Origin of the sequence: Rivularia sp. UHCC 0363 (assembly GCF_034931125.1) — a bacterium.
Taxonomy (GTDB): domain Bacteria; phylum Cyanobacteriota; class Cyanobacteriia; order Cyanobacteriales; family Nostocaceae; genus Rivularia.
In genome coordinates, this window is sequence record NZ_JAYGHM010000002.1 from 25,534 (window position 1) to 37,933 (window position 12,400).

Below are 12,400 nucleotides of genomic sequence, written 5' to 3' on the forward strand. Positions count from 1 at the left end.
ATTTGTTTACAACTAATTTCCGGTGAACCTAACCCAACCTACAAACTCCGGCACCCCTCTCCTTACCAAGGAGAGGGGAAGGGGGTGAGCTCAATTCAACGAACTCGACACCAAAACCTGCTTTAATGTCTGCAATAATTCATGCTCGTTATAAGGTTTCGATAAATACACTTCTGCACCTAACTGAATTGCCAACTGTCGATATTTCTCGCTGGTGCGGGAACTCAACATAATCACGGGTATCTGTTGCAAATGACTGTGAGATTTTAACCGAATCAAAAAGTTATAACCGTCCAAACGAGGCATTTCAATATCACAAATTATCCCTTTTACCTGCAAACCACTTTGCAATTTAAAAAGTGCGTCTTGTCCGTCTTTAGCTTGTTCTACAAAATATCCGGCTTTTTCCAAAGTCAGTGCTAAAAAGCGCCGCACGTTTATGGAATCATCTACTATTAATATGCTATTTTCCTGATTTTTAACTGTTGGGGAATAAGTAGGAGAAATTCGAGATATCTGATTAAAAGTATCTTTTTTCGCAATTAAATCTAATAGCTGTGCGGGATTTAATAAGGGAACGATACGACCATTATTTAAAATTGTACAGTTATTAAAGCATTCTGGTAACGGAATACTGCCTTCTACGCGACGCAAAGAAACTTCTTGCTCGTCCCAACAGCGGTCTGCTTGAATGGCAATTAGTTTATTCCCTGTACTAATAATTAATACAATTTTTTCTTCTAATCTCGGTGGATTTTCTAATAAAGATGATGTGGAAAGAATATTATTTAATTTGTTATTTAATTTTAAATATTGGCTGATATCAATTAACTCTACTAGAGAATCTCGCCAGTTAATTACTTCTCCATTTTGAGCGGGTAGAATCTGCTTATCTTCTAACAAGCATATTTCCTGTATTGCATCTGTAGGGAAAGCTAAAGGTATTCCGTTGCTTTCTGCTAAGACGATTCGCGCTACTGACAAAGTAAAAGGTAGCGATAGAGTAAAGGTAGTTCCTTTTCCGGGTAAGGAATCAACTGTAACTTCTCCATCAATTAATTTGAGGTTATTACGCACAACATCCATACCGACACCACGACCGGATAAGGTGGTGACTTCTTCGGAGGTACTAAATCCCGGCTCAAAAATCAGCGTTAATAAATCCTCATCGCTAGCAACCGTTAACATCTCAGTATCCAATCCCATACTTTCAGCACGGGTGCGAATTTTATCTAGAGGTATTCCGCGTCCGTCATCGCGTATGGTAATGATAGTGCGATCGCCATGATGAACGGTTTTAATTTCAATCAGTCCTTGTTCCGGTTTCCCTGCGGCAATTCTAGTTTGAGCATCTTCAATTCCGTGATCGAAAGCGTTTCTCAGCAGATGCATTAAAGGTTCGTTTAAGGCTTCTAAAATACCTCGTTCCATTAAGATATTTGCACCTTCAATTTTTAAGTTAACGTTTTTACCGTATTCTGTACTCAAATTATGCAAAGCTCTGGGTAGACGCTCCATAATATCGGAGAGCGGACGCATTCTAACTTTTGTTAGAGAATTTTGCAGTTTTCGAGATGTTTTATTGAGTAAGCGATTAACCTGATCGGTATCTTCTAAATTAAGCGTAATATCGCCGGTAATTTCTTGAATTTTAACTATATTTTCGGCTACCGTTTGAGATAGTATATGTAGCTCGCTATAGCGTTCTAATTGTAAATTATCAAATTTATGATTAACACCGAAAACCTCTTGGTTATTCTGCCATTGCCAATCTTGATATAGTTGAGAATATTTTGGTTTTAAGTTAGATAATTGTAAAGAAAATTTTTCGTAAGATAGCCGTAATTCGTGGTTTTCGCGTTCGAGATTTTTGACGCGAATATTGAGATTACGAATTAATTTACTAACTCTTTCTAACTGCAATCTTACAGTATTGCGTCCACCTGTCAGTTCTGCGAATAAATCGTTTATTTGTTCAAGTTCTCTACTAGGTACTCTAACTGTAGGTTCTTGATTTTCTTTTTTAGTGAAGTTGGTAAATTCTAAGAATGTTTCTGTACTTTCTTCTAATGTTGGAATGTTATTTGCTAAATTTAATTGTGGAATAACTGTCAATTGATCACAATCTTCGGCTTGTTCTTGATTAATTGTCGTCGGTAAATCATCTGCGTGACCCGCAAGTAACAAAGCTTGAGTTTTGCGCCACGATTGTAATCCTAATTGGGCAATTTCTTCAACTTCCACATCAGAAACAGCAGTAGATAAATGTTGAATTATCGAGGAGCAAAGTTGGACAAAAGCGGGTATTTGCAACATTTCTCCTAATCCACCCAATTGTGATGACATCATCACCATTTCTTCTCGTAAAGGAGAATCTTTTTGCTTGATTAAGGACTCTAAACGTTGCAAATAACCTTCAACTTCAGTTTTAAATAGTAAAGATATAATTTCCTGGGGATTATCTTCTGCTTGTAGAATTGTCATCGCGTCTTCAGGAGCAGGTTCTCCCAAAACATCGCGCAATTCCTCAAATACTGGGTAGCAAAAAGTAGTTATCCACTGTTCATCTACATCATGACCTACTGAAATTGATTCTACTATTTGACGCAGCCAATCAATTGCAGATAACAGTAAAGCTTGTAATGAGCTATCAAGTTCTAAGGAGTTTTTATTAGTTTTTAAAACCTTAAAAGAATCTTCAAGTAAGTGGGATAAATCGCTTAAAGGGCGAAATCCCATTATACCGGCACCACCTTTAATGGAATGAGCGGCTCTTAAGGCAGCATTGATTTTTTGTAAGTCAATTTTACGATTCGTTTTAGCTTCAATAATTACATTTTCTAGGGTGTTAAGATGCTCTGTAGCTTCTTCTAGAAACTGCATTTTTATTTCTAATTCTTTTTGTAAGGACATAGTTTAAAGGGCATTGGGGATTGAACATGGGTAGATGGTGGACTGGGGGATGGGGGGACAAGGGGACAAGGGGAAATTTAAACTACTACTCTTTTATTCCTAACTCCTAATTCCTAACTCCTAACTCCTAATTCCTAACTTTAAAAGTGTTAACAGTTGCAGCTAATTTCTCGGAAATGTTTACGGTATTTTGTAATGATGTGGAAACTTCCTGAGAGGAATTGCCAATATTTTCAGATATTTGGGCAATTCCTTTAATCAAATTAGTTACTTGTTTGGAAGTTTTTACTTGAATGACTGTAGCAGCGGAAATTGATTCGACTAACCCATCAATTTGATTGCTGATATTAACAATTTCGTTTAAGTTTTGCTTGGTATCTTCAATCAAACGAGTTTCTTCAACTACCTGAGCGACTCCTAATTCCATCGCTTTGACCACTTCAGTAGTTTCTCGCTGGATACTTGCAACAACTTCCTCAATCTCTGCGGTTGCATCACCGCTACGAGTGGCTAATACGGCAATTTCTTCGGCAATTACAGCAAATCCTTGTCCTTGTTCCCCTGCTCGTGTAGCTTCGATTCCAGCGTTGATCGCGAGTAAGTTGGTTTGCATAGCTATCTGGTTAATCGATGAGACTACATGAGAAATTTTCTGTGAAGATTCCCCTAGAAGTTTGACTTTTTTCGCGGTATCGCCTACTGTTTCGCGGAGATAATGAATATGTTCTGCGGTTAAATCAATCGCGTCACCACCCGCATTCGCGGCATGAAAAGCTTTGCTAGCAACAGATGCAGCTTTCCTAGCACCTTTCGCTACAGCTTTAATTGAAGACCTCATATCTCCTACCGCATCTAAAGTACGGTTGATTTCCAAAGCTTGCTTGTTAGTATCTATTCTCAACTTGGTGATGGCATTTTGATCATTTGCGATCGCGAGGTCATGCTGAAGGCTAATTGTGCTGTTAACTTCGGTAACTATTTCGTGTAAATTTTCAATGATGGAGTTGAAAAAGTCCGCTAGGGTGCCGATTTCCCCGGAAGTTACTTCTGCACGCACGGTTAAATCACCGCTACTTGCTGCTTCAATACTCTCGATTAGCTGCAATAGTTGCTGTTGAATTTGCCCTTCAGATAGCTGTTCGGTGGCAAAATGGCGATCGACTCGCTGTAAAGCTTCTCCTAAAATTACAGCAGATTCTTCAAATAACTGTATTTCGGATTCTTGCCAAATATGAGTTTGAGAACATTGACAAGCGATTAAATAGCCGAATAATTTATCGTTTTTAAAAACAGGTACGAGTAAAATCGATTTAATGTCTAATGTTTCTAGCTGCTTGATAGCAGAATCTTCAAAACCTGCCTGATAAATATTATTAATAGAAATAACACCTTCAAGCTGATTTGTAAAAAGATGATTGCTCAATACAGGAAAATCAAATTTTTTACCCAAAGCAGATGCTAAACCTGCAAGTCCTGATTCAGCAATAAACTTGCCTGTATGAGATGATTCTAATTTATAAATCAGCGTTCTTTGTACTTTCAAACTATGCTGAATATTCTCAACTGCTGCATTGCAAATGTCTTTATGGTTAGAATATCCAGATAAATTAATTGCCAGTTCTTGAATTGCTTGAGTTGTTTCTAAATAGCTTACCTGTTCTAAGGTCGAGCCGAACTGAATAGCTAACTGTTTTAATAAGTTAATTTCAAATGCTTGCCAAAGATGAGGTTTCCAGCAATGATGCGCTATTAAGAAGCCGAAGATCTTATTATCTTTAAAAATCGGTGTTAATAAAAACGCTTTAATTTTCAAGCGTCTCATTAACTCCAAATGTTCGGCGCTCAATCCGGCTTCATCAATATTATTTACAGCCAAAACTTCTGCTTTTGTATAAAAATCCGTCAGTTCCTTAGTAAAAGAAATATCTTCTATAGTTTCTCCAAAAGTAATTGGTAAACCTGGAGCGATTTCTTCAGCGATAACTTGTCCTTCACCCTCTTGATTACAGTGATAAACAATTACTCGGTGCGCTCCTAAAATCTGTCTAACTTCTGCAACAATTTTGTTAAATAAGTCTTCACTGTTAAGGGATTGACGAATTGAAATAATCGCATTTGAAAGTAACTTTGACTGCTCACTGTCAACTCTTTGCTGAAAAAGTAATTCTTGTAACTGTTCTACAATCAGATTAATGTTGCTACTTAAAACGGCAAACTCATCATTTCCTTTGATGGGAATGCGGCTATTAAGATTACCGTTAGCCCATTTTTTCACTGCGATATTAGCAGCATAAATCGGCAACACCAAACGACGAGCAAGAGTTGCAGCACTAATACCCGCTAGTAATGCCGCCGCAACAGTACCGATCGCTAACATTAATAATAACTGTTTCTGGGTTTCTTCTAACTGCTTAGCAGTATTTATTCCTTGAACGCTACTAACTTCTGTAGTAATAATTTGATGACCCAAATGATAAGATAATGCTGTAATCCCTGCTGTAGGTAAACTACAAATAGCAAGAGATAGCATTATAGCTTTACCGCTTAAATTAGCCTTTCCAAAAGAAATGTGTGATTTTTTGGAGGGATTATCGATGTATTCAGGGAAATTCATTCTTTGATTACGATTCATTTTTAGTTTCTTCATTATTCAGCTATTCTCAAATATTTAAAATTGAGCAAAATCTAATGTTGGAATTTTCGATAAAGTAATTTTTTATGCCTACTTTTCCTGAAGAAATAAAGATTCTAAAATAGCTTCTATATCTAACACTAAATTTAATTCATTCCCGTGCCAAAGACATCCTTCTAAATAGGGAAGTACATTAGATGCAACTCGTTCTGAAGCAGATTGAATATTGTCAGAGTTAAATCTTACCGTTCCTTTGACTTCTGGAACCATTAAACCGATGGCTTCTGCTTTGTGACGAATTACAATAATATTGCACTGTCGCAACTGATAATACGATTCCAACCCTAATATTCTCGGCAAATCGACAACCCAAATAGCTCGATTATGCCAATTCATCAATCCCAAAAACAATTCAGATATATTTGGTACTTGAGTGATTAAATCATTGCTTAATACAACTACTTCTTGAATAAGATTAACCAGAAAAACCGCAGTTGAACTTTCATTTAACTTGAATTGAAGATAACCATCTCCCAGATTGGTCTGCTGGGTTACAGATAACTTGATATCAGATGCATTCATATTTTTTTAATAAAATGTAATTTTCAATGTGGTCAGTTTATGCAAAAACGAATTTGATTGTATATAGTTATTCTCCTTAATTTATTCTCCACTTTTGAGCAATTTATTATTTTTTCTAAGTGTAAATAATCATAGATTGTCTTTGCATTACCGGATTTTTATTGAGCAGATGACGCAATTATAAACTGCTCATTCCCGACATTACTATATGAGGAGCAATCAATCACATCTACATTGTTATTTAATGCTATCTTAATAGCTTGTTTTGCCATGATAGATTTAATAATTTTGCAATCACTATTATTAAGATGATGAGTAATTAGCTCCAATTCACTTAGAGAATTCTTCGATTGTTGATACTACACCAAATGTTGAAAAACTATCTTCAACAACTCTCCTTGAGTAAAAGGTTTAGTCAAATAACCTGACGACCTAACCATTTTTGCTTTAGCGCGATCAATAAAACCTTTTCTTCCCGTCACCATAATTACAGGAACATCTTTGAAATAAGTATGTTTACGCAACAGCGAACATAATTCATAACCATCTAGATTCGGCATTTCTACATCTAGTAAAATCAAATCTGGATTCGTACAAAGAATCTGCATCAAAGCTTTTAAAGGTTCGCTAAAACCAATAACGTTAAAAAATTGTTCATCCAAAAAACATTGAATCGCGTTTAATACCGTAGGACTATCATCAATGCAAACTATGGTGTAAACCTTCTTGCGATTCTGCTGATAAAGACGCTGATGAGTCCTGTAAGAATGATTCGTCGTAGCTTGCGCTTCTTGACTACTTATGGGATTACCTGGTTTTGGTAGCGGTTGTTGAGTTGGTATCTTGTTTTGTGATACCTGATTTAAATATTGAGAAGGAGGATTTACGATAACTTGATCGCTTCTATCTTGATTATCTAGCTTTTGTTGACAGTTTTCGATTAATAAATTTACATCGAGAGTACAAAATTTAGGCATATTTACCATAAAAGTTTCTGTCGTAAATTCGTAGCTCCCTTCCTTTACAGCAATAAATGAACTTAGAACTTCAAACGCTAATTCTTTAATTATTAGTTTAGCTTGTGCAGCAGTAATGAACTTCTGATCTACTAACCAGCAAATAGCTAAATAATCCGGATTAAGTATTGCCTGATTATCAATACTTTTCTGAAATATTACTCGTAACTGTTGATATACTTTTTTTTGAGCAAGTGCGGGAATTTGCTTACTATACTGCTGCAATTTTGTATAAAGCAAATTAAACATCTTATCCGCACGGGAAGCATAAATTAACTTACCTTCCTTAAAATCAAACGACCAAGAATCTGATGCACTAAAAACCTGTAAACATCCAGTAACTGGGTTGCTAGTGATTTTTTGAAGTAGCGCAACCGGCTGTATTTTCTGAAAAAATCTGTATCTACTAATAGGAAGTATTTTCATTGAAGTGGCTTTAGATTTACTACAGAGATACCGCGAAAATTAACGTAGGTTTGTTTTTCTTTGATTGCTCGCAAAGACAATATTAAAGCATATTGTTTGTATATTTTGCTAATCTTTAAGATGTAATTTATCGGAGCTTACATAAACATCTTGCAGCGATACTATGTAAAGATTAGCGGTAACTAACTCATAAAAACGCAATTTTTATAAGCGTCAACAAACAACGTTGTATTGCATAATTAATAGTCATCATGGACGGCTAATTACAAAGAACCATTTACTGACAGCACAACCAGCATAGAAAGCGTCAGTTAGGTGGTAGATGGCAAGCAACTAACTTAATAATCTTTAGATTAATCTAATTTAACAGAAAAAGTAAAAGATTTGTGAAAGTTAAGTTAGGGAAGTAAAGTTAATATTAAAACCATTTTTTGCGAATGGCAAATGTTTTTTACAAACAATTATTTTCTCTATTTCAAGTTCTTATACTTAAAGATTTATTTCTGTAGAAGTGATTACAGTTTGCTTGTATCTTTATAAAAAAATAATTTAAGTGGAAATATTAGATTTTTTTCCGGATATTAATATTTTGGAATCCGGTTTGATTATTGAAACAATTCGTTAAGTTCCGGAACGGGGAATAGGGAACAAAAATTGTTGTATAGCCTATTATAAGTACATACACCTCGATTGTTGTAAATAGACAAGCAAATATTCCTACTACTTTTTTACTGCTTGCGATCTTGGTGTAAATTTAATACTTAAAAGTCTTATTTAATATTTTGCGTTATTTGATTTAATTTAGTAGCTGTTTCTTCTGGCTTACCATTAATCGGAAAAACTAGAATATTTTTAATTTCTTGATTATTTACCAATTCTTTTATCCGATGAAATTGCCGATCGCTAATAGCAATACCGTGATATTTTTTAGCATAATTCAATTCTTCTGCAAAACCAGATTCGTTATAAGCCTGAATAAATATTCTATCAACTTTCCACTGCTGGTAATCAGCAGCAAAGTATTGTTTAGCCCAATAAGGATTATGATGACAAATATCGAAACTAACGGCAGGTTTAGCCTGTTTCATGGCACTTATCATATTGTTTAAAAATGTTGTTAAGTGAGTAGTACGATCAACTTTACCGGGTAAATCTGCATGATAACCTAGATAATCGTCCCATTGAACTGCATCTATTTGGGGATATTTTTTGACAAATTCGACTAATATCTCTTTAAAGAAATCAGCAACTTCAGGACTCTCTACATCAAGTACGTAATGGTCGATTCCTGTATAAGTTTTGTCGATACCGGGGACAATCCATCTTCGGGAAATAGCTAAATCAAATACTGGACTATTTTTATCGATTTTAATTCCCTTTTCAAAATAAGCATGAACCTGCATTCCCTGCTTATGTGCTTCATCTATTAACCAATCTAACCATTTGTCTTCAAACAAATTAGGGCAACTTTTAAAGCCTAAAGTTTGTTGCATGACTTCGCTTTTATACATCGTACAAGCATTACCCCAGACACCATGAATAATTGTATTAAATCCGCGATCGCGATAATATCGAACTCGTTCACGAATCATTTTTTCACTGGCATTATTGGTGATGTTATAACGACTTAAATAAATTCCTCTAATTTGTTTTTTCTCCCAAGGTGTCTGAGGTGATGGTGTGATCGGTTTATTTATAGCTTCTACTTTTGGACTTGGTGATATTAGAATAGGAGTTGAAAGAGGAGTTATTTTTTTAGGGGTCAAAGAGCTTGGAGTTTGATTCGCAGAAACAAAAGGAATATTTAGTTGTTGATTGTCACGTAAAATCTTGCTAATACCCAAACTATCTCTTTGGGTAAATAACCAATAGCCACTTCCTAAAATAAGTAATATTACAGATATAGGAATATTTAAGCATCCGCACCCGCTTGGCTGTTTATTTTTACGCGACATAGTAATATTGATAATTCCCCGACAACGACTCAGTTTAATTCATAACTTCAAATCCGCCATTAGCAAATTCCGAAAAGAAGTAAAATGAGTATTATTTAGAATAGTAATAAAATTTACAAGCGAATAGGCTGCCCAATCTGCGGTTTCATCGACCCACAATATACCTAGATTCGGAGTAAATTAGATTTGTGGCACGAATAACATTAAAATTGTATAAATAATTGATTCTTTATTTTGTAATTAATATATGCCTCCTCGTTGGCCCCGTAAACCAGACCGTAAAAACGACCCAGCGTTCCGTAAATTAGATGACAGAATGAATTTTGCCGTTCATGTGGCGATATTTGCTCTATTTAATTCCAGTTTGTGGTTTTTTCACAATTTTCTTGTCACTAATTGGGAATGGTTGCCCATTTTCACACTGAGTTGGTTGGGAATATTGCTCTCACATCTAATTTATATTTTGGCGATCGCAGATTATTCGGATACTCCATCAAAATCTACCTGAAGATGGATTATCAAAGCTAGGGCGATTGTAACTTGTGGTGGTAGAGTTATTTTGAGGATTTCAACATAATTCTATAGGACTTGTTTTTAGGCTATGAGTAACAACGCAGAATTCATGGAAGCCCTAGCCGCCGAAATTGGCGAAAATGTCTATATTGATATCGCTAAATGGCATCTTTATTTGTCGGATGCCAAATTGCATACAATGGTGGCCGAACAACTTTATCCTTTAATAACTTCTGATAAATCCGTTGATGAAGAAGATGTGATTCATGTTTTACAATCTATCCCCATAAAAGTTGGTGGTGGGAAGCATGAAATACCTTTAATCAATTTGGTACCAACGCAGTGTCAAGTAAATCTTGTCGATATCTTAGAAAAGTATCAGCAGGAAATGTAATTTACATAGTTTTCGGTGGTTAAATTATGGCATAAAAACTATAAATAACTTTTTAAAAGGAGGGAAAATGACCGCTTATAAATTTCACGATGGATACTCTTTAGCGGAAATTACCGACCAGCTCGGAAAACAAGCTTTAAAATTAGGTTTAATTCCAAGTTTTACAGTACGTTTTTTTCCCGATAGTAGAGAATATTTTATCTCTCATGATGATAAATCGGAAGCATTAACACCAGAGGAAGCTTATTTGCATTTTAAGAAATTAGTGGAAACTAATAATTAAACCTCAGCCATTAAAATCGGCTATAGCTGTTAAAAACCTCTCTCCTGAGAAAGAAAAATAATGGGAGGGAGGTTCATTATTCAACTAACTTTCGGGCAAATTCTATCGCTTCGTCAGATGTAGCAATCTTACCTTCGATTTGTGCTATTGCAATTTCTGTGAGCAGTTTACCGATCAATGGTGACGAAGACAAGTTTAATGATGATATAATATGTATCCCACTTATCAATTGAGTGGGATGTGCAACCGGATCATCAGGGCTTAAGTAGCGGGCTAGCAAGGATGCGTATGTTTGTAGCGGTTTGTCTTCGGATATCTCAGCTACATTGCCATAAGCTACTGCTAAAACAGCTGTAGTCGGAAATACGCAACCCGCTTCCCGGAATAAAAAGTATTGCTCTCTCAAAGACATTGAGGATACGTTGAGCTTGGGAAATACTCTCAATGCAGTTGTTACGGCTTGAACTTCGGCTTTACTGTAGGTAAGCTGTTCTAGCTCTACTTCCGCAATTTCTGGGTTAGGATTAACTAAAAAACATAGTTTTGCTATACCTAACCAAGTTGTTTTGACTGTATTTCTAACATATTGTTGTAGTATTTCTTTTAACACTGGAAAATCTTCCGCGAATTGAGAAGCAACTCGATCAACTTGTGTAAGTAGAAGACAACTTTGCGATGTAGCGTCTTTAAAAAAAGATTTTAATAAGCCATCTTGAATAGCTTTAATTAACCAAGGTGTACCTTGAGGATTCGCTAACATATATCCTAATTCCACTCGTATTCGCTCAGAAGCAACTTTGTTGAGATGGGAAGCCAAAGAGCGAATTGTTGAATGTGTTTCTGCTTCGATAGTAAAACCTAACTGTGCGGCTTGACGATATCCTCGCATCAAGCGTAAAGGGTCATCTTGCAAATTTGCAGGTGATATCATCCGTAAAATACCCTTTGCTAAATCTGCACCACCTTGTAGCGGATCGATGATTTCTTGGGTATGAATATTGTAGGCGATCGCATTTATGGTAAAGTCTCTTCTACACAAGTCGGTTTCTACAGAATCACCTGCTTGTTGAGCAATATCAACGGTAGCATGGGGAAAAACTACCCGCGCAATTTGCCGTTGCTCGTCGAGTAAAACAAAACCAGCTTGGTGATGTTTTGCGATTTTACGAGCTACATTCACCGCTTCTGAAGGTAAAATAAAATCTAAATCTAGATAATCCCGTTTTCTTCCCAAAATAGCATCCCGTACTGCACCACCCACTAAATAAGCCGGTTTCGGCAATAATTCCAGATTAAAAGGTAAAGATTCCGGAGTAAATTTAGACAGAATTGAACCGTACATTGTAATAAAAATAAACTCAAAGGCTAGGCAACATTAGTGTGGCTGATCGCTAGAATAAAAACAAAGTGATAAAACTATAAGTTGGTTTTAATATGTGTATTTGTGTAAATTGTCATTATGTAGACCGCTGTGCTACCTACAATGCAGTAGAAACACAGCACCAACAACCTCATTTAACTTTATCTCCAACCTTTGACCCCAACGAACCCAGTATAAACGTAAATATCCGCACCGAAGGCGAAATCATTGAAATGGAATGGGACGTGGTAGGATGCTTAAGTTTCAAAGAAGAAAAAGGTAAATGGTCTAAATTACGTCCCGGTGAATTGGTTCCCACCTAACAG

At 35.9% G+C, this 12,400-nt stretch carries 10 protein-coding genes; 4 read left to right on the plus strand and 6 right to left on the minus strand.

Annotation, left to right across the window (positions count from 1 at the left end):
* Positions 1 to 90: 90 nt before the first annotated feature.
* From VB797_RS01340 to VB797_RS01360, 5 genes are all read right to left on the minus strand, one after another.
* Positions 91 to 2,913 carry a hybrid sensor histidine kinase/response regulator gene (locus VB797_RS01340; protein ID WP_323235824.1) on the minus strand — a complete coding sequence of 941 codons (2,823 nt, stop codon included), beginning with the start codon at positions 2,911 to 2,913 and terminating at the stop codon, positions 91 to 93.
* Between the two features lie 127 nt (positions 2,914 to 3,040).
* Positions 3,041 to 5,545: a methyl-accepting chemotaxis protein gene (locus VB797_RS01345; protein WP_323235825.1), complete on the minus strand. Its 2,505-nt coding sequence runs from the start codon at positions 5,543 to 5,545 to the stop codon at positions 3,041 to 3,043.
* 90 nt (positions 5,546 to 5,635) lie between these two features.
* Positions 5,636 to 6,127, minus strand: coding sequence for a chemotaxis protein CheW (locus VB797_RS01350; RefSeq protein WP_323235826.1), 492 nt, complete (start codon positions 6,125 to 6,127; stop codon positions 5,636 to 5,638).
* 359 nt (positions 6,128 to 6,486) lie between these two features.
* On the minus strand, positions 6,487 to 7,569 hold the full coding sequence (locus VB797_RS01355) for a response regulator (protein ID WP_323235827.1): 1,083 nt from the start codon (positions 7,567 to 7,569) through the stop codon (positions 6,487 to 6,489).
* Between the two features lie 770 nt (positions 7,570 to 8,339).
* On the minus strand, positions 8,340 to 9,524 hold the full coding sequence (locus VB797_RS01360; RefSeq protein WP_323235828.1) for a family 10 glycosylhydrolase: 1,185 nt from the start codon (positions 9,522 to 9,524) through the stop codon (positions 8,340 to 8,342).
* Between the two features lie 247 nt (positions 9,525 to 9,771).
* On the opposite strand from VB797_RS01360, the gene VB797_RS01365 reads away from it, so the two are divergent.
* The 3 genes from VB797_RS01365 (at position 9,772) to VB797_RS01375 (ending at position 10,714) form a co-directional block, all read left to right on the plus strand.
* A complete protein-coding gene (locus VB797_RS01365) occupies positions 9,772 to 10,032 on the plus strand; it encodes a hypothetical protein (protein WP_323235829.1) in 261 nt (86 codons plus the stop codon).
* 93 nt (positions 10,033 to 10,125) lie between these two features.
* Positions 10,126 to 10,431 (plus strand): DUF3181 family protein, encoded by a 306-nt coding sequence (locus VB797_RS01370; protein WP_323235830.1) that lies wholly within the window; start codon positions 10,126 to 10,128, stop codon positions 10,429 to 10,431.
* A 67-nt stretch (positions 10,432 to 10,498) separates the two neighbouring features.
* Positions 10,499 to 10,714 carry a hypothetical protein gene (locus tag VB797_RS01375; protein ID WP_323235831.1) on the plus strand — a complete coding sequence of 72 codons (216 nt, stop codon included), beginning with the start codon at positions 10,499 to 10,501 and terminating at the stop codon, positions 10,712 to 10,714.
* Positions 10,715 to 10,790: 76 nt separating this feature from the next.
* Here VB797_RS01375 and VB797_RS01380 read toward each other — a convergent pair whose 3' ends face one another.
* A complete protein-coding gene (locus VB797_RS01380) occupies positions 10,791 to 12,056 on the minus strand; it encodes a CCA tRNA nucleotidyltransferase (RefSeq protein ID WP_323235832.1) in 1,266 nt (421 codons plus the stop codon).
* A gap of 92 nt (positions 12,057 to 12,148) precedes the next feature.
* Between VB797_RS01380 and VB797_RS01385 the strand changes: the two genes are divergently transcribed.
* The gene (locus VB797_RS01385; RefSeq protein WP_323235833.1) at positions 12,149 to 12,397 is read left to right on the plus strand and encodes a Ycf34 family protein; all 249 of its coding nucleotides are present in this window, start codon (positions 12,149 to 12,151) and stop codon (positions 12,395 to 12,397) included.
* Positions 12,398 to 12,400: the final 3 nt, after the last annotated feature.

Coding starts and splice junctions, on each gene's coding strand:
- VB797_RS01340 (WP_323235824.1), bottom strand. CDS start 2,913: ATGTCCTTACAAAAAGAATTAGAAATAAAAATGCAGTTTCTAGAAGAA.
- VB797_RS01345 (WP_323235825.1), bottom strand. CDS start 5,545: ATGAATCGTAATCAAAGAATGAATTTCCCTGAATACATCGATAATCCC.
- VB797_RS01350 (WP_323235826.1), bottom strand. CDS start 6,127: ATGAATGCATCTGATATCAAGTTATCTGTAACCCAGCAGACCAATCTG.
- VB797_RS01355 (WP_323235827.1), bottom strand. CDS start 7,569: ATGAAAATACTTCCTATTAGTAGATACAGATTTTTTCAGAAAATACAG.
- VB797_RS01360 (WP_323235828.1), bottom strand. CDS start 9,524: ATGTCGCGTAAAAATAAACAGCCAAGCGGGTGCGGATGCTTAAATATT.
- VB797_RS01365 (WP_323235829.1), top strand. CDS start 9,772: ATGCCTCCTCGTTGGCCCCGTAAACCAGACCGTAAAAACGACCCAGCG.
- VB797_RS01370 (WP_323235830.1), top strand. CDS start 10,126: ATGAGTAACAACGCAGAATTCATGGAAGCCCTAGCCGCCGAAATTGGC.
- VB797_RS01375 (WP_323235831.1), top strand. CDS start 10,499: ATGACCGCTTATAAATTTCACGATGGATACTCTTTAGCGGAAATTACC.
- VB797_RS01380 (WP_323235832.1), bottom strand. CDS start 12,056: ATGTACGGTTCAATTCTGTCTAAATTTACTCCGGAATCTTTACCTTTT.
- VB797_RS01385 (WP_323235833.1), top strand. CDS start 12,149: ATGTGTATTTGTGTAAATTGTCATTATGTAGACCGCTGTGCTACCTAC.